Genomic DNA, 23,976 nt, shown 5'->3' on the forward strand with positions numbered 1-23,976 from the left:
CAGCGGGATTGATCCGGCCTTAATGTCCCGCATCTTCTGCCGCTTCCGCCAGCAGCCCGAAGACGTAATCGGAAAACGATCGCCAGCACTCCACCCGGAACGTGTCTTTATCGGTGCGCAAAAGCACGATCTCGGCCTTGCCGAGGATCGTGCGCGACGCTGCTCCGACCGGAAACGAAGACAAGGACAGATCCTGCGGGCAGCCGGCGGCAAGCGTCTTTTCCGCACCCGGTCCCGAGACGATGATCGCCAGATTGCGGTGAGAAACGTCGGTCGCCGAATGCACGGCGCCCACGCTCGAAAGCACCGTCATCAGATCGGCGCCGTCCTCGTCGATCACCAGCCATTCGTCCGGCCCGATCCAGAGCACCGACCGGGCGCCGGCCCGGCCCGATGTTTTCGGGGCGGTCGGCACGGGGAGACCAAGCGCGGAGGAAAGTGCTGCAAGCGATTCCGCTGGCGCGCGCAGCGCCACACGGCTCGCTGCCGGCGCCGTCGTCAGCCGTACTGTTGCGGAGCCGCCGAGACGGCCGGCAAGCGCCGGTTTGCGAATTGCGACATCAGCCATGGATGCGGCCTCCTTCCTTGTCAAAGAATACCAGATCCGTCACCTCGACGGCGATCGTCCGGTCCGCCATCGGCACGTAGAGCGTTTCGCCCATCCTCGCCCGACCGCCGGCGACAAGCGCGAAGGCGATCGACCGGCCGCAATTTTCCGACCAATAAGCCGATGTGACGTGGCCGAGCATGGTCATCGGCTTCGGCTCGTTCGGATTGGCGACGATCTGCGCGCCTTCTTCGAGCACCAGCTTCGGATCCTTGGTGACGAGGCCGACGAGCTGCTTGCGCCCTTCCTTGATGAGATCAGGCCGCTGCAGCCCGCGAATACCGACGAAGTCCTTCTTTTTCTTCGAAACGGCCCAGGCAACACCCGCGTCATCGGGGGTCACGGTACCGTCGGTATCCTGGCCGACGATGATGTAGCCCTTCTCGGCGCGGAGAACGTGCATCGTCTCGGTGCCGTAGACGCAGGCGCCGAGCGGCTCGGCATTGGCCCAGACCGCTTCGAGCACCGACTGGCCGTAATCGGCCGGCACGTTGATTTCGAAGCCGGTTTCACCGGTGAAGGAGACACGGAAGAGCCGCGCCGGCACGCCGCAGACCGTGCACTCGGCAACGCTCATATGCGGGAAAGCTTCGTTCGAGAGGTCGAGCCCTTCGACCAGCGGCGCGACGATCTCGCGCGCCTTCGGCCCCTGCACGGCAATGACAGCCCATTGCTCGGTCACCGAGGTCAGCCATACCTGCAGATCCGGGAATTCCGTCTGCAAGTAATCTTCCATGTGATGGAGAACGCGCGGCGCGCCGCCGGTCGTCGTCGTCACATGGAAACGGTCGTCCGCCAGGCGCCCGACGACGCCGTCGTCATAAACGAAGCCGTCCTCGCGGGTCATGATGCCGTAGCGGGCCTTACCCGGCTTCAGCGTGTCCCAGGCATTGGTGTAGATGAGATTAAGGAATTTTGCCGCATCCGGCCCCACCACCTCGATCTTGCCAAGCGTCGAAGCATCGAAGATGCCCGCTGACTCGCGTGCCGTCCGGCATTCGCGGGCGACCGCCTCATGCATGGTCTCGCCCGCCCGCGGATAGAACCAGGCACGCTTCCAGTTGCCGACATCCTCGAAGACCGCGCCATGCGCTTCTTCCCAGTGATGCAGCGGCGTCTTGCGTGTCGGATCGAACAACTCCCCGCGCGAATGGCCGATCAGCGTGCCGTAGGTAACCGGCGTATAGGGCGCGCGGAAGGTGGTGAGACCGACCTGCGGGATTTCCTTGCCGAGCATCTCGGCGGCGATCGCCAGGCCGTGCATGTTGGAAAGCTTGCCCTGGTCCGAGGCCATGCCGTTGGTCGTGAAGCGCTTAATGTGCTCGATCGAATGCATGCCCTCGCGCACGGCAAGGCGGATATCCTTGGCGCAGACGTCGTGCTGGAAATCGATGAAGGCCTTGGCGTTGGTCTTCGGACCGGCGCCTTCGGCAGCGCCGATCATGCCGCCCGTCCAGTCATAGGCCTGCTCGGCCGAAATGACGATCTTGTCGCCACCGCTTCCGCCGGTGGCCTGCGCCATCAGCTCGCCGGCGGCAAGCGATTCCTCGATCGTCCGCTGCAGATCGTCGGTGCCGTTGCAGGCGCCGACCGAGAGGCAGTCCTGTGCATAGGAGCCGGGCAGAAAGCGCTGGCTTTCGGCGTCAAAGGCCACTTTGCCGCGCGACTGGGAGAAGAGATGCACGGACGGCGTCCAGCCGGCCGAAACCAGCAATGCATCGACCGCGATCTTGCGCGGCGAACCGCCGCCGTTGCGCGCTACCGTCATCGACGAGATGCGCAGCCGCCCCGCCGTATTGACGACCGACTGGCCGGCCAGAACATCGATGCCGAGCGCACGCGCCTCTTCCAACACCGCCGCTCCTGGCGCCTGCCTGCTGTCGACGATGGCGGCGATTGAAACACCGGCTCGTTTCAGATCGAAAGCCGCCTCATAGGCCGAGTCATGCGCCGTGTAGATGCCGACCTTGGTCCCGACGGCGACGCCGTAGTGATTGAGATACATCCGCCCCGCCGAGGCCAGCATGATGCCCGGCCGGTCGTTGTTCGGAAATACCATGTGCCGCTCGATCGCGCCGGTGGCAAGGATCACCCTCTTGGCCCGAACCTGCCAGAGCCGCTCGCGCGGCAGATCGCTGGAAGGCCTGGCGATATGATCGGTAACGCGCTCGGCAAGAGCGACGAAATTGTGGTTGTAGTAACCGAAGGCGGTCGTGCGGACGAGGACTTCGACATTGTCCATCGCCTTCAACCGCGCCACGGCCTTCTGCGCCCAGCTATTGCCGTCCTGTCCGTCGACCTTTACGCCGGTATCGTAACGCAATGCCCCGCCCGCTTCCGCCTGCTCGTCGCACAGGATGACCCGGGCACCGTTCTCGGCCGCAGCCAGCGCTGCCGAAAGCCCGGCAAGGCCGGCGCCGACCACCAGCACGTCGCAATGGGCGTAACGGCTGGCATAATGATCGGGATCCTCCTCCGTCGGCGCGACACCGAGGCCGGCGGCACGACGGATGATCGGTTCGTAGACGCTTTTCCAGGCGGCACGCGGCCACATGAACGTCTTGTAGTAGAAACCGGCGGCAAAGAACGGCGACATCAGATTGTTGACCGCGCCGACATCGAAGGCAAGCGACGGCCAACGGTTCTGCGAGTTGACGATCATGCCGTCGAAGACTTCCTGCACGGTGGCGCGCACGTTCGGCTGCTTGCGGGCCTTGTCGCGGGCGACGTCGATCAGCGCATTCGGCTCCTCGGCCCCAGCCGACAGAATGCCGCGGGCCCGGTGGTATTTGAACGAACGTCCCAGAAGATGCACGCCGTGGGCGATCAGCGCCGAGGCGACGGTATCGCCTTCGAGCGCCGTATAGCTCTTGCCGTCGAAGCTGAAACGCGCGGTTCTGGCCGGCGTCAGACGGCCCTTGCCGACAATACGGTTCGCGCCGCTCATTGCGCCTCTCCTTCCAGGGCTTCATAGGTCTCGACAGGCGCATGCTTCTCGGCCGCAGCACCGATCTGAGGCTTCGGCTCACCCGCCTTGTAAGTCACGATGAACTTGTCGCTCACCGTATCGCGCGCCGCGTTGAAGAAGCGTCCGCAGCCGTGAATATGCCGCCAGCGTTCGAAGATCAGGCCCTTCGGATTGTCACGCAGAAAGAAATAGGCTTCGAATTCTTCATCCGAGACCGAGGCGATATCGGCAGGCCGCACGATATGCGCGTCACCGGCGCCGCGGAATTCAAGCTCCGAGCGCTCTTCCTGACAGTAGGGGCAATGGATCAGCAGCATGTGTGATTTCCTTCTCCTTCCCTTCTCCCCATTGGGGAGAAGGTGCCTGAAAGGCGGATGAGGGGGTGAGCGACGAAAGGAGCGAACGTCCAGATAGCATTCATCATCAGTGCGCCACCGCTGCAGCCGCCGCCTCGTCAATCAGCCGACCACTGCGGAAACGCTCCAGCGTCAGCCCGGCATTGAACTTGTGCGGCTCGTCGCGGGCAATCAGATGCGCGAAGAGATTGGCCGAACCCGGCGTCGCCTTGAAGCCGCCGGTGCCCCAGCCGCAATTGACGTAGAGGCCGGGAACCGGCGTCTTCGACTGGATCGCCGAACGGTCCGGCGTATTGTCGACGATGCCGCCCCATTGCCGCATCATCTTGACGCGCCGGAACATCGGGAAGAGTTCGCAGATGGCGTCGAGCGTGTGCGTGATGATCTGCAGTCCGCCGGTCTGGGAGTAGGAATTGTACTGGTCGGTGCCGGCGCCGATGACGAGCTCTCCCTTGTCGGACTGGGAGATATAGGCATGCACCGTGTTCGACATGACGACGCACGGGAAGATCGGCTTCAGCGGCTCGGAGACCAGCGCCTGCAGCGGGCTCGATTGCAGCGGCACGCGCACATCGGCCATCTTCATGATCGTCGTCGTATGGCCGGCGGCCGACACAGCGACCTTTTTGGCGCCGATGAAGCCGCGCGAGGTCTCGACTCCGGTCACGCGTCCATCGGGGCCGCGGCGGATACCGGTCACTTCGCAATTCTGGATGATGTGCACGCCGCGGTCCGAGGCCGCACGCGCATAACCCCAGGCAACCGCATCGTGCCGCGCCGTGCCGCCGCGCCGCTGCAGCGCCGCACCGTTGATCGGGTAGCGGGCACTGGCCGAAATGTCGAGCGGCGGGCAATAAGCCTTGGCTTGCTCCGGCGTCAGCCATTCATTGTCGATACCGTAGAGCCGGTTGGCATGGATATGCCGCTTGAACGACTGCTGGTCGTGAATATTGTGCGAGAGCATCATCACGCCGCGCGGCGAATACATCACATTATAGTTGAGCTCCTGCGAAAGCCCTTCCCAGAGCTTCATCGAATGCTCGTAGATCTGCATGCTCTCTTCGTAGAGATAATTCGAGCGGATGATGGTGGTGTTGCGGCCGGTATTGCCGCCGCCAAGCCAACCCTTCTCGATCACCGCCACATTGGTGATGCCGTGCTCCTTGGCGAGGTAATAGGCTGCACCCAGCCCATGACCACCGGCGCCGATGATGACGACGTCGTATTCGGCGCGCGGCTCAGGCGAAGTCCATTGCTTCTCCCAGCCCTTATGGCCCCGAAGGGCCTCCCTCGCCACGGCAAAAACCGAATATTTCCGCATCCGCCTTGTTCTCCTATGGGAAAGGGCTGTTCTCCGCGCCCATACAAATCGCAAATCCAAATGCGGCACAACGGTTCTTTTGCGACAGTCTAGCGCTTTGCTTTTGACACTCAGCGACATGATGCCGAAAACTGCGCAGTTTCGCGCGGCATCGTCCGCTGCTTCCAAGGCCGTTCGGCAGGACGAGGCAAAATCGGCCTTTCCTAGGGGCCGCCGCGCGGTCGTAGCCCAAGTGGGCGAGAAGACAAGCAGTTACTAAAATGTTAATTCTCCCCGTGTTTCCGGGGTCCGTGTATCATGTGGGGTCGGCGTTCATTACTCCAAGCACTTTGCATTGTGGTTGCCATCGCGCAGCCGGCTCTCGCCGCCGAGCCAGTCGGCCAAGCCGTCGTCATTAAGACGGAGGTGACGGGACAGAGCGGCCCAATCGAAGTCGACAGCAGCGTCCATCGCAACGAGCGCATCAAGACATCCCCATCGGGGCTTGGCCAATTCCTGTTTCGTGACGGCACGAAGCTCGCGGTGGGCTGGGGCTCGTCGGTCGTGATCGACAAATATGTCTTCGATGATTCCCAATCGGTCAAGAAACTGACCATCAGAGCGGCAAAGGGCACGTTCCGCTGGGTGAGCGGCAGCTCCAACTCCTCCGCTTACCAGATCCTGACGCCCGCCGGCACGATCGGCGTGCGCGGCACCGCTTTCGATTTCTACGTCGGCCCCGATGGCACGACCGCCGTCGTCCTGTTGAATGGCGCGGCCCGGTTTTGCGGCCCGGGCGGCTGCAGGCAATTGCAGCAGCGCTGCGATTGCGTGGTCGCCAAGCCGAACGGCAATATGTCTGCGGCACGCCGGGTCGATCCCAGCATTCTCGATACGCTCGGAAATCCCCGCGCGCTGCCGTTCCTTTCCGGCAATCAGCGGCTTTCAGGCGGCATCGGCATGATCGGCGGCTGCAATATGGCGTCGGCCGCGCCGGAAAGAAAAGACAGAAAACCCCCACCTCCGGCGATTGCACCTGTTCCGCAAAGGCAGGATCCGCCGCAGAGGCGGGCCGAGCCGCAGAAGGAGCGGCCGAACAAACCCGACATGCCGCATCACGCCAACCCGCATCACGACAGGCCCCATCACGACAGGCCAGATCACGACAAACCAGATCACGACAGGCCGCATCATGATCGGCCCGATCGTCCCGACAAGCATGACGGGCATGATGATCACGACCGGCCCGGACACCACGACCAGCATCACGGAAATGACCAGGATCATCAAGGACACGATCGCGACCACGATGGCGATCGTGATCACGACAGGGATCGGCACCACAACAGGGGCGGCAGTTTCAATCACAACCGCTGACCCGTTCAGTCGGCCGCGCTCTTCTCGAATCGATCATTCGCCTCGCGAAAATGATCGGTCCTGCCGGATACCCGTTGATAGAATTCCGCCAGGCCGTCGATCACTCCCGCCGCCCTGAGCTTTGCCGCGCCGATAAGCTTGCGGGTGTTCTTCGAATGCGCAAGCAGGGCCTGCATCAGCTGCTGGTGGGTGACGACAAGGGCTGAAAATTCAGCCGATGCGGCAACGCGTTCGTCGCCGACGACAGCAAGGATCTGCGTTCGGCTGCTCTTTCCTTTGAGCGGAATGGCGCCGGCCTCGAGCAGCGCCATACCCCGCACCGACCTTGCCGTGCTGTCGGATATCAGAATATCGAAGCCGACTTCCTTGCAGCATGATTCCAGACGTGCCGCGACATTGACGGCATCGCCGACCGCCGAATAGTTGAAGCGCGTCTTGGCGCCCATGTTGCCGACGCAGGCAAGGCCGGTATGGATGCCGATGCCGATCCCGACCTGTTGTCCCGGTCCAAAGCCGAAAGCGTCGCCGGCGTTCAATTCGGCGAGCGTCTCGCGCATGGCAAGCGCTGCGCGAACCGCCTTGGTTTCATGATCGGCCACATCGACGGGCGCATTCCAGAACGCCATGATGGAATCGCCGATGAACTTGTCGAGCGTGCCTTCATTGGCCACCACGTGGCGGCTCAGCGCATCGAGCAGCGTGTTCAGGAAGGCGACGACATCGGTCGGCGCCAACCGCTCGCTGATCTCGGTGAAGTTTCGGACATCGACGAACATGACCGTCAGTTCGCGGTCGTCGCCGCCGAGGCGCAATGGATCGCGGGTATGCTCGATACGATGGAGCAGCGATGGCGAAAGATAATGCCCGAAGGCACGCCGCACCGCCCGCCGCTCCCGGTCGATCACCAGGATTTTGAACGAGGTTGCGGCAAAATGGATGATCGATCCGCTGACGATCGGCGCCAGCGGATCGAAAAGAAGCCCGGCATACAGAAACGACGACCAGGAGGCTACGAGCGCCATCGCCGTGATCAGCAGGCCGCAGATCAGCGCGACGGCGGGACTGACGAAGGTCGTCACCACGACGAGCAGGCATCCGAGCACGGCAATGGTCAGGATTTCCAGCCCGTCGGCCCAGTCGGGCCGCGACAGGAAATGGCCGGACAGGATCTGCTCGACCGCCTGGGCATGCAGCGACACGCCGGGAACGTTCTCGCCGAGCGCCGTGACGCGGATGTCCTGCAGGCCGGCAGCCGATGTGCCGACGAAGACGATGCTGCCGTCAATGGCGGCCGCGACCTCGGGAGAGGCCCCTCCGGCCGCAAGCACCTGCCGAGCGGATATGTACCGCTCGGCCCGATCAGGGCTGACATAGAGCCAGAGTTCGCCCGCCGCCGTCAGCGGCACAACAAAATCGCCGATTTTCGCCGATGTCATGATGCCGGCGCGATCGGGCGCGCCTGACAGCACATAGGTCGACGCCCCCTGCGCAACGCGCAGCGCCTCAATGGCGAGATTGGGATAGAGCTGCTCGCCGTCGGTCAAAAACAGCGGCACCGCCCGCACCACCGGCGAAGGGTTGCCGGGGTTGAGGCTGATATGGCCGAGCCCCGCCGCATTCGCCTCCAATTGCGGCCTGAGCGGCGTCGAGGCGCCGAGATAGGGCGGCGCGGAAATGGGGCTTTCGCCTGTGAAGGCGAAACCCGCCTTCACAGGCGGCCGGTAATTGCCCACATTGGAAAGGCCGAAGCCGAGCACGACGGGCTTCTCGGCAATCGCGCGGGCGAATATCTCGTCATTGTCAGGCAGTTTCTCGGCCAGCGAAGGATCGACGCCTGCGACCTCGGCGACAACGTTGCGCGGCGACAGCCGGTCCGGCTCGGCGAACAGAATATCGAAGGCGATGGCCGAAGCGCCCATCGCCGAAAGCCGATCCACCAGCAGCGCCATCCGGTCCCGCGGCCAGGGCCATTGGCCGAATTCGCGTAAGGATGCCTCGTCGATGTCGATCACGCGAACCGGCATCGGCTCGAAGGTCCTTGGAACGAGCCGCTGATATTCATCGAAAGTCACGCCGCGGATCAGCTTGAAAATCCCGGGATCATCGGCCCGCAGGATCGTGAGCAGAGCCACGATCGCCAGGCCGATAACGACACCGATTTGCTGGACGCGCGTCATGATCTCACCGGTGTCCCTCCACGGCCCGCATAAACGGCCCGCACCTGCCGGCAGGCTACGCCGCTTTCGGTCCAAACGCCATTCGCACATGCCGTTCGGATCCTCTCTTTCGATGGGCCGCACTACGCTTCCGGTTTAAGCCGGGCTTTTGCCTGGATGACAGGGGTGACAGGCAGCTTCGATCTTGCCGGGCAGCCGGCGAAATGTTCTTGTAGCGATCGAAAATCGAATGCCTTCCAGAGAAGAACGAGGGGTCGCCGTGATTTCCGAAACCGCCGCACGTCGGAGCGGCTACTGGCTGATTGTCGTCGTGCTGGCAATGCTCGCAGGACTGCCGCTGGCCGTCTGGCTCGATATCAGCGATCTCTCGGGAAATACCCTGCGGCGTCAAGCACGCGACATGAGTTCATTGATATCGAGCATCCGTTCCTATTATTCCGCCAATGTCGTCGGGCGCGTCCTGGCCGCGCATGCCAGCGGCCTGACCGAAGGCACGGTCGTCTCCCACAACTACGCGAATATTCCTGGCGCCATCCCGCTGCCGGCGACGCTTTCCCTGGAGCTCGGCGATGTCATTAAGGAGCAGCAGGCCAACATCACCTACCGCTTCGTCTCCGACCTGCCGTTCAAAAGCCGTGCCTCCCACGAGCTCGACGAATTCGAGAGCAAGGCACTCGCCGCGCTGCGCGCCAATCCGCAGCAGACGCTGAACGATCTCACCCGGGTCGGATTGACCGATACCTTGCGCTTCATCACCCCCGTCGTCATGGGCCAGGCTTGTGTTGCCTGCCACAATACCCATCCCGAAAGCCCGAAGACCAATTGGAAAGTGGGCGATGTGCGCGGCATTCAGGAAGTCATCATCCGGCAGCCCTATGCGAGCAACGTCTTCGCCTTCAAATACCTGCTCTGCTATTTTCTGTTCGTTGCCATCATCGGCATCAGCTTCATTCTCCTCCAGCGGCAGCAGGCGCGCGCGATCCATAGCGCCAACCAGGATCTGGAAACGGCAAACGAGTTCCTCGCCAGCGTTTCCCTGAAGATTTCGCGCTATCTCTCGCCGCAGATCTACAAAAGCATCTTCAGCGGGCAGAAGGATGTCGTCGTCCATACCGAGCGCAAGCGCCTGACGATCTTCTTCTCCGACATCAAGGATTTCACCGCCACCACCGAACGCCTGCAGCCGGAAGCGCTGACGGCGATGCTCAACGAATATCTGACTGAGATGTCGAACATTGCCCTGGAACATGGCGGCACGGTGGACAAGTTCATCGGTGACGCCATGCTGGTGTTTTTCGGTGACCCGGAAACCAGAGGTCCGGAGGAAGACGCCAAAGCCTGTCTGCGCATGGCCGTCGACATGCAGCGCCGTCTCGGTGAACTCAAGGACAGATGGCGCAGAAACGGCACCGAAGAGCCTTTCGTCGTCCGGATGGGGATCAACAGCGGCTACTGCAACGTCGGCAATTTCGGCAGCAGCGACCGCATGGACTATACGATCATCGGAGCGGAGGCCAATCTTGCAGCCCGGCTGCAATCGATCGCCCAGGGAGGAGAAATCGTCATCAGCTACGAAACCTATGCGCTGGTGAACGAGATCGTCGACGCCCACCCGCTGCCGCCGATCACCATGAAGGGCATCCAGCGCGAGATCGTTCCCTATGCGGTGGATGGGCTGACACTCGGTGCGGATCACAAGAGCCGCGTGCTCAGCGAACACCTCGCCGGCCTCGACCTGCATCTGGACATGAGCCGGCTGGAACCGGCCGATCGCCTCCGGGTCAGGGCGGCTCTCAAGGAGGCGATCGCCGCGCTTGATGAAAGCGCGCCGGAAGCAGCCGGCCGGTGACCGGACAGGGGCAAGCGTGATTTTTCCACCCGCTTTCCATATGCATCTGGACTTCCTATACCCGATCTGCTATCCCGCATCACCAATCGCAAGGCTGCGGCCGCGCGAACGTTATATTTTTGCCCCTGGCGCTGCGCCGCCGCAGGCATCAACCAACCAAAGGAACGTGATTCTCGTGCAGGTACTTGTCCGCGATAACAATGTCGATCAGGCTCTCCGCGCTCTCAAGAAGAAGATGCAGCGCGAAGGCATTTTCCGCGAAATGAAGATGCGCGACTACTACGAGAAGCCGTCGCAGAAGCGTGCTCGCGAAAAGGCCGAAGCTGTTCGTCGTGTTCGCAAGCTGGCCCGCAAGCGCGCCCAGCGCGAAGGTCTGGTCGCACGCTGAGCGTTGCCGTCGTTTTTTCGACGTTTTCAGATGCATTGTGGCGGGGGCGATGGGTTCGCCACCGCCTTTTTTAGTTTGCCGCTGAAGATCGCATATCCCAGTATCGGGTATGCCGCATGGGGAAAGCGAGCCCGAATGGCTGTCAACACCTTCAATCCGTCCCGCGCCTGGCGCCTGCAGAAAACCGCATTCCTGCCCGCTTTGGCGCTGGCGGCAATGTTCGGCCTTGCCGGCTGTGAGACGACAAACACAACGGATGCCGTGATCAGCATCGACAAGGCGCAAGGCTCGGAAGAGAATATCGCTTCGCTGACGGCGGTCATCAACGCCAATCCCAAGGATCCGGAAGGCTACAACGTCCGCGGTTCCGCCTATGGCCGCGGCGGCCAGTTCCGCCAGGCGCTGAACGATTTCAATACAGCATTGCAGATCAATCCGCGGTTTTTCCAGGCTTATGCCAACCGCGCCCTAGTCTATCGCAACATGGGCCAGCAGGCCCAGGCGATCAGCGATTACAATGCCGCCCTGCAGATCAATCCGAGCTACGACGTCGCCTATATCGGCCGCGGCAATGTCTATCGCATGGCCGGCCAGGATGATCAGGCCTTCAACGATTTCGACAAGGCGATCCAGCTCGGCACCACCGATGGCCGCGCCTATCACAATCGTGGCCTGATCTATCAGAAGCGCAATCAGCAGGACAAGGCGATCGACGATTTCTCGAAGGCGATCTCGCTCGCGCCGAATTCGCCCGAGCCCTATAATGGCCGCGGCATTTCCTATATCGCTCTGAATGACAACGACAACGCCTTTGCTGATTTCAACCATGCGATCGAACTTAACGGCAACATCGCCGAATCCTGGGCCAACCAGGCGCTGGTCTACGAGCGGCGCGGCGACAAGGCGAAGGCCGCCCGGTCCTATCGCCACGCCGTCGGCCTCGATCCCAAATACCAGCCGGCTCGCGACGGCCTTGCCCGCGTCGGCGGCGCCTCGGCCGGCTAGAGCATGATGCCGAAAAGTGTCAGCGGTTTTCGGACGACATCATGCTCTAACTCTTTAATTTAGAATAGGATTCAGATTTTAGGCCAATCGGGCCTAAAATCTGAATCCTATTCTAGGGACATCCGTCGGGCGGCCGAAATATCGGCCGCCGCACGGTATGTCATCCTCGATGACATACTATAGTATGTTGCAACCTGCTCTTGCTCCCCCTAACATGCCGCTGCTTCGATAGCTTGCTATCAGGTGTTCGAAACAGTTTGAGGGCGGCTTGCGAGAGATGCGGATCTTTGCTTTCCTGACCGCTCGCAAAAACCCTTGCCGGCCAGCGCATGGGACGTGGCGAAACAGATGAAGATCGTCGCGCTGTTTTTTCCCAAGGCCTCGATCGGCACCTATCTCGTCGCCATGGCGGTGGCGATCGCGCTGCCGATCTTCGCCTTTGTAACGCTGCTTCTGCTGCAGCTGGAGGACAACCAGCGTTCGACGCTGCGGCGCGAGACGGCCCAGGATGCGCTTGCGCTTTCGCGCATCATCGACCGCCAGCTTCAGGATATGGCAACGACGCTGCGGCTGCTTTCGAGCTCGCCGGAACTCGAGAACGGCAATCTCGCCGCCTTCCACGAACGCACGGAAACGGCCCTCAGAGACAATACGCTGTTCGTCATCGCCGTCGACGGCGCCGGCCAGCAACTGTTGAATACGCGCCGGGCGTTCGGCACTCCGCTCGGCGAGATAGCGAACATCCCGGCCCTCCAGGAAGTCATGGCCTCCGGTCGCATCGAGGCCTCCGACGTCTTTCGCGGCCGGACCAGCGGCGACTGGGTCTATAACGTCACCCTGCCGCGGAAGAATGATCCCGTCGCAGCCCTGATCATTACCCAGGACGCCAAGGATCTCGGCAAACTCGTGACAACCGAGGGCCTTGCTCCCGGCTGGTCTGCCGCCGTCATCGATCAGAGCGGCCACGTCATCGCCTCCACCGGCCCCACAAATCTCGAACCCGGCACGCCCTTTGATCCGCGCATCCTGCCGGCGTTCACCGCGTCACGCGGCGTCTTCCAGGACGAGAAGATCCTGCCGCACATGCTGCTCGGTTATGCCAGGATTCCCGGCTGGTCGTGGAAAACGGTGATATGGGGACCGATCGCCCAGGCTTCGATCCTCAGCACCTGGCGTTTCCTCATCATTGGCGGGGTAGCCCTGGTGCTCGTCGCCGTGCTCGGCGCCTATGCCGTCGCAAGGCAGGTACGCACCACCATCCGCGATATTGCCGAAATGGCCAACCGCATGGGCGAAGGCCATATCGTCTCGCCGGTCGAGACCAGTGTCATCGAGGCGAACCAGGTGGCGATCGCGCTCTCGAACGCCTCTTTCGATCGCAGCCAGACCGAGGACCGGCTGCGCTTCGTCATGCACGAACTCGTGCACCGCACCAAAAACCTTCTGACGCTTGCCCAGGCGATGATGCGCCAGCTCGCCAAACAGACCGACAGCGTCGAGACCTTCCAGGCCGCCGTCGCCGACCGCCTCGAGGGGCTGGGGCGTTCGATCGAACTGCTGACCAGCGAGCAATGGGGAGGCGTGTCGCTGCGGCGGGTCGTCGACATCCACCTGCAGGCCTTCCCGCAATCGCGCGAACAGATCGAAATCACCGGCGAAGATTTCGTGCTGAAGCCGGATGCGGTGCAGAATCTCGGCCTTGCCCTGCATGAACTCGCCACAAATTCGGTGAAATATGGTGCGCTCTCTGTCCCGCAAGGCCGTGTCCGCTTCGAATGGCGCGATGTCAGGGAGGAAGACAAGCCGGATGCCCTGCTCCGCTTCACCTGGGAGGAACGCGGCGGCCCGCCTGTGGCAGAGCCGACCCGCTCGGGTTTCGGTACGACCGTCATCAAGGCCCATGCCGCCTCGGCCTTTCGCGGTACGGTGCAGGTCGATTTCCGGCCCGAAGGCCTGTTGTGGGTGCTGACGGCGCAGCGCGCCACGCTCGAGCGGGACTAAACATCCAAGTCAGGAACAATCGCCACCCCTACCCGTTTCGAACAGGTCGTTCCCAAGGAGAAAGACCATGTTCAAGCAAACCATGATCGCCGCCGCGGCTCTGACAGCCGCTGCCTGGGCAAATCCGGCGGGCGCGGAAAGTTATGTCACGCTTGGCCGCCTGGTCTGCGGATCGGATGGTGGCCAGGGTCTGATCATCACCTCGCAGAAGAACCTGATCTGCACCTATACGCCGGCGTCAGGCGGCGCCAAGGCGGTCTATGCCGGCAAGATCGAGAAGTTCGGTCTCGACATCGGCCAGACCGGCAAAAGCGTGATGATCTGGGAGGTGCTGGCGAAAACCGGCACGGATATACCGCAATTCGCGCTGGCCGGCGAATATTACGGCGTCGGCGCAGATGCGAGCATCGGTGCAGGCGCCGGGGCCAAGGTGATCGCCGGCGGCACCAACAAGGCTTTCATGCTGCAGCCGCTGAACGTCCAGGCCCAGGAAGGGCTGAATCTCGCCATCGGCGTCGAGAAGATGACGCTGGTGCCGGGGGAGACCTGAGCAAAGCGGCTCCGAGCTGAACCGAACAGCCGCCCGAGGGCGGCTGTTTAGCGGTCGATCAATGCGAAATCGCCTTGTTGATATCCTCGGTCATCTTCTTCGCGTCACCGAGCAGCATCATCGTGCCGTCCTTATAGAACAGCGTATTGTCGATGCCGGCATAACCGGAGCCGAGCGAGCGCTTGACGAAGAGGCAGGTCTTTGCCCGGTCGACGTCGAGGATCGGCATGCCGTAGATCGGCGAGGTCTTGTCGTCGCGCGCCGCCGGATTGGTGACGTCGTTGGCGCCGATGACATAGGCGACGTCGGCCTGGGCAAATTCCGAATTGATGTCCTCGAGCTCGAAGACCTCGTCATAGGGAACATTGGCTTCGGCGAGCAGCACGTTCATATGGCCGGGCATGCGGCCTGCGACCGGGTGGATCGCATATTTCACTTCGACGCCGTTCTTCTTCAGATTGTCGGCGAGTTCGCGCAGAGCATGCTGGGCCTGGGCGACCGCCATGCCGTATCCCGGCACGATGATGACCTTCGATGCATTGGCCATCAGATAGGCCGCATCCTCGGCCGAGCCGAGCTTGACCGTCTTGTCTGAGGTGTCGGGCCCGCTGGACGCCGTCTCGCCGCCGAAACCGCCGAGGATGACGGAGACGAAGGAACGGTTCATGCCCTTGCACATGATGTAGGAGAGGATCGCGCCGGACGAACCGACAAGCGCGCCGGTAATGATCAGCGCCAGATTGCCGAGCGTGAAGCCGATACCGGCGGCAGCCCAGCCGGAGTAGGAATTCAGCATCGAGACGACGACGGGCATATCGGCGCCGCCGATCGGCACGATCAGCAGAACGCCGAGCGCCAGCGACAGCGCCACCACGGCCCAGAAATCGAAATGACTTTCGGTGGCGGCAAGCCCGATGATGAACAGCACGATCAGCACCAGCAGCGCCGCATTGATCAGATGCCGGTAAGGCAGCATGATCGGCTTGCCGGACATGCGCCCGTCAAGTTTCAGGAAGGCGATGATCGAACCGGTGAAGGTCAGCGCACCGATGGCCACGCCGAGCGCCATTTCGACCCGCGCCTCGGTGTGGATCTGGCCGATCTCGCCGATGCCGAAGGAGGCGGGGGTATAGAGCGCCGAGGCCGCGACCAAGACGGCGGCAAGGCCGACCAGCGAATGGAAACCGGCAACGAGCTGCGGCATCGAGGTCATGGCGATGGTGCGGGCGACATAGGCGCCGACGCTGCCGCCGATGGCAAGGCCGAGGATGATCAGCACGAAACCGCCGAAATTCGGCGTCGCCAGCACCAGCGTCGTCAGGATGGCGATCCCCATGCCGATCATGCCGTAGAGATTGCCCTTGCGGCTGGTGGCAGGATGCGAGAGACCCCGCAGCGCCAGGATGAAGAGAACGCCGGAGACGAGGTAGAGGAAGGCTGCGATATTGGTCATCGGTTCCTCACCGGTCTTTCTTGCGGTACATCGAGAGCATTCGCTGCGTCACGAGGAAGCCGCCGAAAATGTTCACCGAGACGAGCACGAGGGCGACGAAGCCGAAGCCGGTCGCAAGCCCGCTTGTCGAGATGCCGACTGCCAGAAGCGCGCCGACGACGATAACGGAGGAGATCGCATTGGTGACGGCCATCAGCGGCGTATGCAGCGCCGGCGTCACCGACCACACGACGTAATAACCGACGAAGATCGACAGGACGAAGATCGCCAGCTGGAAGACGAAGGGATCGATCGCCCCGCCTGTCGCAGCACTGGCCGCTTCCGGCGCATGGGCCGCTGCCGTGACGACGGCGGTGACCGCCTGGTCGAGCTGCTCCAGCGCTTTGTCCATTGCTTCACTGGCCATCAGAGATCTCCCTTCTTCGCGCCGCCGAAGGCGGGATGCACCACGTCGCCGGCATAGGTCAGCATCGTCGCCTTGACGAGTTCGTCGTCGAGGTTGACGACGACGCTCCGGCTCTCCTTGTTGACCATGGTCTCGAGGAAGGTGACGAGGTTCTTGGCGTAGAGCGCCGAGGCGCTGGCAGCGACCCGGCCCGCCATGTTGGCAAAACCGATCACCTTGACGCCATCGACATCGGTGATCTCGCCGGCAACGACGCCCTCGATATTGCCGCCGCGCTCGACCGCGAGATCGACCGCGACCGCACCCGGCTTCATCGCGGCGAGCATGGCGCGCGAAACGAGCCGCGGTGCGGCGCGGCCGGGGATCAGCGCCGTGGTGATGACGATATCCTGCTTGGCGATATGCTCGGCCACCAGAGCGGCTTGCTTTGCCTGATAGTCAGCGGACATTTCCTTGGCGTAACCGCCGGCCGTTTCCGCCGCCTTGAACTCCTCGTCCTCGACGGCGATGAACTTGGCGCCGAGCGAGGCGACCTGCTCCTTGGCGGCCGGGCGCACATCGGTGGCCGAAACCGCAGCACCCAGGCGCCGCGCCGTGGCGATCGCCTGGAGACCGGCGACGCCGGCGCCCATGACGAAGACCTTGGCGGCCGGCACGGTGCCGGCAGCCGTCATCATCATCGGCATGGCGCGGTCATAAACCGCCGCCGCCTCGATGACAGCCTGATAGCCGGCAAGATTGGCCTGGGACGAAAGCACGTCCATGGACTGGGCGCGGGTAATGCGCGGCATCAGTTCCATCGCGAAAGCCGAAAGACCGGCGCTGGCAAGAGCCGCGATCGCTTCGTCATTGCCGTAGGGATCCATGATGGCGATGACCACGGCGCCGCTTTTATAGCCTGCGATTTCCTGTTCGCTCGGGCGGCGCACCTTCAGCACCACGTCGGCGGAGGCTGCATCGGCAGAAGTACCGATCCTGGCGCCGGCGGCCTCGAACTCTCTGTCCGGAAGGCGCGACGCCGCACCGGCACCGGCTTCGACGACGACGTCAAAGCCGAAACTTTTCATTTTTTTCACGGTCTCGGCGGAGGCCGCGACACGCGTCTCCTCGCCCGCAATTTCCCTTGCAACGAAAACGATATTGCCCAACTGCCCCCTCCTCCGGGTCAGCCAGACCGCCGCAGGCTTCCCTGCGCAGGCCAAGCACCTAAAGCATGTCGCGCAAAACTGTCCGGCAGTCCTGCGATAACGATATGCGAGAAAATAAAGACCTGAAGCGCGAAGAGCCAATCTGAAAGATCGCGACGCGCTTCAGTCACAAAGCTTCGGCGAAGCCCTCCCCTGTGCCGCGCTCAGCGGAACAGGAAGACGCCGACAGCGAGTAGAATGATGAAGACGAGGAGACCGCCAAGAAGACCAGCACCGCCGAAGAAACCAGCGGTCATCGCAAGCAGGAGGACGATGAGAAGCATCGAGCCGTATTTGGTGGCGGTGATGAACATGTCGTAGGTCTTTTCATGTTCTTTGTAATCCATCGGCGCGCCGGTCTCGACCGGTCCGGTATGATGTTCAGCCATAAATATCGTCTCCCTGAAATGCCTCTGCGCTGCTTGATTCCCTCGGCTGGCGAGGGAAATCCCTGCTTGCAGGAATTACACAATGACAGGCGAAAGCGCAATCCATGAGAATGCCGCAGCCAATGCATGTCGCCCGGACGTGTGCAGCGGTTCCGGGAGAACGACATGCATAAAACAAAGGGCTAAAGCGCGTCGCATGAATCGGATTTGATGTGACGCGCTTTAGGCTTCAAAACCAGCTATTCCCAGGCGAAAAAAGCATGAGGGGCGACGACTGCGGATAGTGTCGCCGCCCCTCATTTGTTTTCACTTTGATGCTCTCTTTCTGAGAGAACAGAAATCAGAGCGGCAGGTCGGTGCCGAGTTCGCCTTGAGGCACGAAGCGTGCCGTCGGAATGATGGTCAGCGGCGGCAATGTGTCGTTGGGATTGCGTGAAAACATCATGCGCTGCTCGCTGGCGCTGGAGATGAAGAAGGGATAGCGCGTCAGCAGCTTGCGTCCGACCTCGATCACATTCGTCGCCATCAGCGTCACGTCAACCCCGTAACTCTCCACCAGTCGGCCGGGCACAATGGTATCGGCATAGAAAACCCGCTTGTAGAAGGCGGCATGTGGGGGCCGGACGGACTGAAGAACGCGGTCCGCCCTGAAATACGCTGCCGCAACGATGGTCGGCCGCAACGTCAGATAGGGAACCCAGGGCAGATCGGCGGTGAGCTCTGGATCGGCCGCGAAACGCGCGGGGTCGATCAAGGTCAGCCCGGCATCCAAAAGCTCATCCATCTCCTCGGGAAAGGCCTCTCCGGACCGGCTTATACGATGCTCCGGCGTCACATAGTGAATTCGGATCGTACTGATCAGTTCACCATAATAATACAGGCCGAAGATATAGGCATGGCTGTCGAAATCGACATCGTCCAGTAAGCCTCCCGGGGCAAGCGACAGTGCGTCGTGGGCCTTGTAGGCCTTGTAGCGCAGGCGTTCTACCTGCTCCATGTCTTCGCTGCTTTCGACGCGGCGATACTCGACATGGTCCAAAACTTCCAAAATTTTCGCGCCGAAATCGCTACGCTTGAACAGTGTCTCTGACATTCTCTCGATCCGCTCGTTAACGGATCATTAATCATATGCCGGTGAGATTTAGGCAAGGAAATCCGATAATTCGGGCCGTTTATAAAGTATTAAGGTTAACGGCGTGGAGGAATTGTCAGCGGAAAAGCGGCCGTAGCGGAGCGCTCAGGCGACCTTGTTGCGTCGGCGTTGAACGGGTCGGCGGCCGATGCCCTGCTGCAAGAGCGGGATATTCTGGGAAGGCACCGGCTGAGAGAAAACATAGCCTTGCACCAGATCGGTACTGCGGTGTTTGTTGAGCAGGGCGAGCTGCTCTTCGGTCTCGACACCCTCGATGACGATCTTCAGCCCCAGTTCGCGGGCGAGATGGACCGTGCCGCGCAACAGCTTGAGGCGGCGGGTATCCTCGACGATATTGCGGACAAAGGAACGGTCGATCTTGACGATATCAAGCGGCAGCGTGTCGAGATAGCTGAGACTGGAAAAGCCGGTCCCGAAGTCGTCGATGGCGATGGTGATGCCGCGGGCCCTGAGTTCTGCCAGGATGGCGCGCACGGCTGCCGGCTCGTCGATCAGGCAGCTTTCTGTGACTTCGAGATGCAGCCGCGCCGCGTCGAGGCCGGAATGGGCAAGCGCGTCGGCGACCACCTTAAGGATGTCGGCATCCCTGAGGTCCCGCGCCGAGAGGTTGACCGAGACGGCGATATGGTCCGGCCAGTTCATGCATTCGCTGCAGGCCTTGAACAGGACGAAGCGGGTGATGTCGGAGATGATGCCCATATCTTCGGCGAGCCGGATGAAGACATCGGGCGGGATCGAGCCCTTCTCCGGATGCACCCAGCGCGCCAACGCCTCGGCGCATTCGATGCGGGAACCATCGGCCCGGAACATCGGCTGGAAGACCAGATGCAGCGCCTGGGCCGAAACCGCCTCGCGCAGATCCGCCTTCAGCTTCTGCTGCTCGATGTAGCGGCCGTCCATCTCCCGTTCGAAGCCTGATATGCCGCCCTTGAAGCGCGACTTGCTTTCGAACAGGGCAAGATCCGCCTTGACGCTCCATTCGTCCATCGCGAAGGCAGTGCTTTCGAGGATGGCGTAGCCGGCGCTGAGCGAAACGAGGAAGGTCAGCTCATCGACCTCGTAGTGACCCTGGATCGCGGCATGCACGCGGCGGATCTCAATGTCGAGCGAGGCGGGCTCCTTCGCGTGCGGGAAGAACAAGATGAACTGGTCGCCCATCAGCCGGCCGAGAATGGCATTGCCGGAAGCCTGCTTGATGCGGGCGGCGATAGCGCAGAGCAAATGGTCGCCGGTGACATGGCCGCGCATGTCGTTGACATGTTTGAACTCGTCGATATCGAGAACCATGAAGCCGAGCGGCCCGAACTTTCTCTGATGTTTGGCGAGATAGTCCTGCACCAGCTGCCCGAAATATTCCCGGTTCGGCAGGCCGGTCAGCGCATCGAAGCGGACCATGTGCATGATCTTCTGCTCCGCCTTCACGCGGCTCGAGACGTCCTCGAAGATCAGTACGGCGCCGCCGTCGGCCCTTCGGCTGGCGGAGAATTCCAGAGACAGGCCCTCGGGAAAATGAACGAGCGTGCGCGACAGGTTGCCTTCGGCGACCTGGGTGAGCTGGCGCAGGATGAGCTCCGGCTGCGAGGCGTCCATGAAGCTGTAGCGCGCGCCGTAACGCAGGACGGCGCCGAGGTCGCGGTCCTTCAGCCGCTCCGGCGCGCCGATCTTCAAAAGCTCGCAGGCCTTGCGATTGACGACCTGGATCCGGTTTTCGGCATCGACCATGACCAGGCCATGCGGCATGTTGTTCAGCGCCGTATCGAAACGGTCGGCTATGATGGTGATTTCCCGGCGCGCGATGACATTCTCATAAAGGAACTCGCGCACGCCGTTCGCCATCGCCCGCGTCGTCAGCCAGAAGGGGATGAGGAAGATCGACAGCAGGCCGCGATATAAATCCATCGCCAGCAGGCTGCAGACGATCATCGGCAGGCAGCAGAAGAACGTCTGGAGATCGACTGCGAAGCGCGAGCCGTAGTTGCGGCCGACGACCGAAACCATGGTCGCCATGGTGACGGAAATGCAGGCAAGTTCGGCAAAGGAATCGTGGACGACGAAGATGGCGTAGCCGCTGGCAAAGCCAAGCAGGGCGGTGGTGCAGGCCCCACTGGCAACCATAATCCGCTCCCAACGCTCGATTCCGGCATGCGACAAGCTCTCCTTGTCGACCTGATCGAACCGCCGGAAGATGGCCATGCGAATGCTGAAAACCAGAAGGAAGGCAATCGACAGCGGAATATAGACGGCGGATTGCGTTTTGGCGGCCACGGCAAGGCACGTCGCGATATGCACGATCACGCCAACAAAAAGCGTCATGCGGTTCCCGGAAAGGGAACTCACAAACGACAGATACACATCTAAAGGGACCCTGTTCGGGTTATCTGGCTTCATCCACACTTTCCCTGTGCGCGGGAATTCTAAGCCCAACCTTTTAAAAATTGATTTCAATGGAATCAAACATTTGGTCAAATTTTCTAAAACCAGAGGATGAACCCTACAGCTTACACGCGTCAATGCAGCCTCTTGGCGAGATTATTGAAATTTTTTATCCACGCCAGGGTTGTATAATTATTATATGGTCACACGGCTCGGTCCGCGCATCTAAGACTATACTCCAAGGCGAGGCATTTATCCTTCCAATTTCCAAGGCCGTGGTCTACATCGATTGCAAGAGGGAAAGCTGCCGGGAAAACGGCAGGACAAGAACAAGGGAAACGAATGTCGGGACTTCTGGCGGCAAGCCGGCTGATCGATTCGGTCAGTCGGATCATGGGCAAACTTTCCGAATATATGGTGCTGTTCTGCTGTCTGATCAGCGCCGGAAACGCCATCGTCCGCTACGCCTTCAATTACAGTTCGAACGGCTGGCTCGAGATCCAATGGTATCTCTTCGCCTTCGTCGTCATGCTCGGCGCCTCGCATGCATTGCGCAACAACGAGCATGTCCGCGTCGATCTGATCTATGGTGCGGTTTCCGACAAAGCGAAGATCTGGATCGACATCTTCGGCCTCATCGTCTTTCTGATCCCGGTTTGCATCTTCCTCACTTGGCTCTGCTGGCCCTTCTTCACGCTGTCCTATCAGCAGGGAGAAATATCGGGCAATGCCGGCGGGCTGATCCGCTGGCCCGTCAAGCTGATCCTCGTCGCCGGTTTCGCATTGCTCTCCCTTCAGGGCGTTTCCGAGCTGATCAAGCGGATCGCCGCCCTGACCGGCCACCTCAAGATCGACATGACATATGAAAAGCCGCTGCAGTAACGCGGGCAGGGAGAATACAGTTGTTTGATTTCGGCATCATCCCGCCGGCGATGTTCCTGGGCATGATCATCTTCATGCTCTACGGCTTTCCGGTCGCCTTCTCGCTGGCCGCGGTCGGCCTGTTTTTCGGCGTCATCGGCATCATCACCGGCCATTTCGGCGAAGTCTTCCTGCAGGCGCTGCCGCTGCGCTTCTTCGGCATCCTTTCCAACGACCTGCTGCTCGCCATCCCCTTCTTCACCTTCATGGGGGCGGTGCTGGAGCGCTGCGGGCTGGCCGAGGACCTGCTCGAAGGCACCGGCAAACTCTTCGGCGGCATACCCGGCGGCCTCGCCTACGCCGTCATCCTCGTCGGCGCGGTCCTCGGCGCCATCACCGGCACGGTGGCCGCGTCCGTCATCACCATGGGCGTGATCTCGCTGCCGATCATGCTGCGCTACGGCTATAGCCCGCGCCTTGCCACCGGCGTCATCGCCGCCTCCGGCACCATCACCCAGGTGATCCCGCCTTCTCTCGTGCTCGTCGTTCTTGCCGACCAGCTCGGCAGGTCGGTCGGCGACATGTATCTCGGCGCGATCGGCCCCTCGATCCTGCAGGTGTCGATCTTCGTGCTCTTCATCCTGGTGTTGTCGATCATCCGGCCGAAATCGATGCCGCCGCTGCCGAAGGAAGTGCGCGGCGACTTCAACTGGGCGCTTCTCGCCAGAGTGCTGATGGGCATGGTGCCCTCGATCGTGCTGATTTTCCTGGTGCTCGGCACGATCTTCATGGGCCTTGCAACGCCGACGGAAGCCGGTGCGCTTGGTGTCGTCGGCGCCATGGCGCTCGCCGCCATGAATCGCCGCCTGACCTGGCCGCTGATCCGCGAGGCGATGACATCGACCACTCACATCACATCCATGGTGGTGATGATCCTGATCGGCTCCACCTGTTTCAGTCTGGTCTTCCAGGGCATGGACGGCTCGCGCTGGATCGAGCACATGCTGTCGGGCATTCCCGGCGGCACGGTCGGCTTCCTGATCTTCGTCAATATCTTCATCTTCGTGCTCGCCTTCTTCCTCGACTTCTTCGAGATCGCTTTCATCGTCATCCCGATGCTCGCCCCCGTCGCCTCGCATCTCGGCATCGACCTCATCTGGTTCGGCGTCCTGATCTGCGTCAACATGCAGACGAGCTTCATGCACCCGCCCTTCGGCTTCGCGCTGTTCTACCTGCGCTCGATCGCCAGCAAGGACGTCAAGACCTCGGATATCTACATGGGCGCTCTCCCCTGGGTCGGCATGCAGCTGATCCTGGTGGCGATCGTGATCTTCTGGCCGCAATCGGTGACCTATTGGCTGGATCACGGCCCGAAGGTCGATCCGAACTCGATCAAGATCGAAGTCCCCGGCTTCGGCGGCCAGCTCGGCCTTCCCCCGATTGGCGGCGGCGGCAACGGCTCGCCGCAGATCCCCGGCCTGACCCTGCCCCCACTCGGCTTGCCGGGAGCGCCGCCGCCACCGGCCAAATAACCCCGCCAATAACAGGGCAAAACAAAACCCCGGATCAAACGATC

General features: G+C 61.7%; 19 protein-coding genes. 8 read left to right on the plus strand and 11 right to left on the minus strand.

The window, feature by feature from the left end; all coding sequences use genetic code 11:
* Window positions 1–19 precede the first annotated feature (19 nt).
* The 4 genes from CO657_RS17260 to CO657_RS17275 form a co-directional block, all read right to left on the minus strand.
* Window positions 20–568: a sarcosine oxidase subunit gamma gene (locus CO657_RS17260; RefSeq protein WP_054184208.1), complete on the minus strand. Its 549-nt coding sequence runs from the start codon at window positions 566–568 to the stop codon at window positions 20–22.
* Window positions 561–3,554, minus strand: coding sequence for a sarcosine oxidase subunit alpha (locus CO657_RS17265; protein ID WP_054184207.1), 2,994 nt, complete (start codon window positions 3,552–3,554; stop codon window positions 561–563). Before CO657_RS17265 ends, CO657_RS17260 begins: the two co-directional genes overlap by 8 nt.
* Window positions 3,551–3,892 carry a sarcosine oxidase subunit delta gene (locus CO657_RS17270; protein WP_003585872.1) on the minus strand — a complete coding sequence of 114 codons (342 nt, stop codon included), beginning with the start codon at window positions 3,890–3,892 and terminating at the stop codon, window positions 3,551–3,553. Before CO657_RS17270 ends, CO657_RS17265 begins: the two co-directional genes overlap by 4 nt.
* A 106-nt stretch (window positions 3,893–3,998) precedes the next feature.
* Complete coding sequence (locus CO657_RS17275; protein WP_003585874.1) at window positions 3,999–5,252, minus strand: sarcosine oxidase subunit beta family protein; 1,254 nt, start codon at window positions 5,250–5,252, stop codon at window positions 3,999–4,001.
* A 297-nt stretch (window positions 5,253–5,549) separates the two neighbouring features.
* On the opposite strand from CO657_RS17275, the gene CO657_RS17280 reads away from it, so the two are divergent.
* Window positions 5,550–6,608, plus strand: a complete 1,059-nt coding sequence (locus CO657_RS17280) for a FecR family protein (protein WP_054184206.1) — start codon at window positions 5,550–5,552, stop codon at window positions 6,606–6,608.
* 5 nt (window positions 6,609–6,613) lie between these two features.
* On the opposite strand, the gene CO657_RS17285 is transcribed toward CO657_RS17280, so the two are convergent.
* Window positions 6,614–8,785 (minus strand): CHASE2 domain-containing protein, encoded by a 2,172-nt coding sequence (locus tag CO657_RS17285; protein WP_054184205.1) that lies wholly within the window; start codon window positions 8,783–8,785, stop codon window positions 6,614–6,616.
* A gap of 229 nt (window positions 8,786–9,014) precedes the next feature.
* Between CO657_RS17285 and CO657_RS17290 the strand changes: the two genes are divergently transcribed.
* The 5 genes from CO657_RS17290 (at window position 9,015) to CO657_RS17310 (ending at window position 14,578) form a co-directional block, all read left to right on the plus strand.
* Complete coding sequence (locus tag CO657_RS17290) at window positions 9,015–10,634, plus strand: adenylate/guanylate cyclase domain-containing protein (RefSeq protein WP_041671535.1); 1,620 nt, start codon at window positions 9,015–9,017, stop codon at window positions 10,632–10,634.
* A 175-nt stretch (window positions 10,635–10,809) separates the two neighbouring features.
* Window positions 10,810–11,022 (plus strand): 30S ribosomal protein S21, encoded by a 213-nt coding sequence (rpsU, locus tag CO657_RS17295; protein ID WP_003585885.1) that lies wholly within the window; start codon window positions 10,810–10,812, stop codon window positions 11,020–11,022.
* A 135-nt stretch (window positions 11,023–11,157) separates the two neighbouring features.
* Complete coding sequence (locus CO657_RS17300) at window positions 11,158–12,027, plus strand: tetratricopeptide repeat protein (RefSeq protein WP_012558959.1); 870 nt, start codon at window positions 11,158–11,160, stop codon at window positions 12,025–12,027.
* A 348-nt stretch (window positions 12,028–12,375) separates the two neighbouring features.
* Complete coding sequence (locus tag CO657_RS17305; protein ID WP_012558960.1) at window positions 12,376–14,028, plus strand: sensor histidine kinase; 1,653 nt, start codon at window positions 12,376–12,378, stop codon at window positions 14,026–14,028.
* Window positions 14,029–14,095: 67 nt separating this feature from the next.
* Window positions 14,096–14,578: a DUF992 domain-containing protein gene (locus tag CO657_RS17310; RefSeq protein ID WP_012558961.1), complete on the plus strand. Its 483-nt coding sequence runs from the start codon at window positions 14,096–14,098 to the stop codon at window positions 14,576–14,578.
* A gap of 58 nt (window positions 14,579–14,636) precedes the next feature.
* Here the strand turns inward: CO657_RS17310 and CO657_RS17315 are convergent, their stop codons facing one another.
* The 6 genes from CO657_RS17315 to CO657_RS17340 form a co-directional block, all read right to left on the minus strand.
* Entirely contained in the window at window positions 14,637–16,031 is a 1,395-nt protein-coding gene (locus tag CO657_RS17315; protein ID WP_012558962.1) for an NAD(P)(+) transhydrogenase (Re/Si-specific) subunit beta, read from the minus strand.
* A gap of 7 nt (window positions 16,032–16,038) precedes the next feature.
* Window positions 16,039–16,437 (minus strand): proton-translocating transhydrogenase family protein, encoded by a 399-nt coding sequence (locus CO657_RS17320; RefSeq protein ID WP_003590253.1) that lies wholly within the window; start codon window positions 16,435–16,437, stop codon window positions 16,039–16,041.
* Window positions 16,437–17,585, minus strand: coding sequence for a Re/Si-specific NAD(P)(+) transhydrogenase subunit alpha (locus CO657_RS17325; RefSeq protein WP_012558963.1), 1,149 nt, complete (start codon window positions 17,583–17,585; stop codon window positions 16,437–16,439). Before CO657_RS17325 ends, CO657_RS17320 begins: the two co-directional genes overlap by 1 nt.
* Window positions 17,586–17,788: 203 nt before the next feature.
* On the minus strand, window positions 17,789–18,013 hold the full coding sequence (locus CO657_RS17330; RefSeq protein ID WP_003590250.1) for an aa3-type cytochrome c oxidase subunit IV: 225 nt from the start codon (window positions 18,011–18,013) through the stop codon (window positions 17,789–17,791).
* Between the two features lie 340 nt (window positions 18,014–18,353).
* Window positions 18,354–19,106, minus strand: a complete 753-nt coding sequence (locus CO657_RS17335) for an N-acyl amino acid synthase FeeM domain-containing protein (protein WP_012558965.1) — start codon at window positions 19,104–19,106, stop codon at window positions 18,354–18,356.
* 144 nt (window positions 19,107–19,250) lie between these two features.
* Window positions 19,251–21,554, minus strand: coding sequence for a putative bifunctional diguanylate cyclase/phosphodiesterase (locus CO657_RS17340; protein ID WP_054184204.1), 2,304 nt, complete (start codon window positions 21,552–21,554; stop codon window positions 19,251–19,253).
* Between the two features lie 327 nt (window positions 21,555–21,881).
* On the opposite strand from CO657_RS17340, the gene CO657_RS17345 reads away from it, so the two are divergent.
* Window positions 21,882–22,421: a TRAP transporter small permease subunit gene (locus CO657_RS17345; protein ID WP_003590247.1), complete on the plus strand. Its 540-nt coding sequence runs from the start codon at window positions 21,882–21,884 to the stop codon at window positions 22,419–22,421.
* Between the two features lie 20 nt (window positions 22,422–22,441).
* The gene (locus CO657_RS17350) at window positions 22,442–23,932 is read left to right on the plus strand and encodes a TRAP transporter large permease (protein WP_054184203.1); all 1,491 of its coding nucleotides are present in this window, start codon (window positions 22,442–22,444) and stop codon (window positions 23,930–23,932) included.
* Window positions 23,933–23,976 lie beyond the last annotated feature (44 nt).

This window comes from Rhizobium acidisoli (genome assembly GCF_002531755.2).
GTDB classification, from domain to species: domain Bacteria; phylum Pseudomonadota; class Alphaproteobacteria; order Rhizobiales; family Rhizobiaceae; genus Rhizobium; species Rhizobium acidisoli.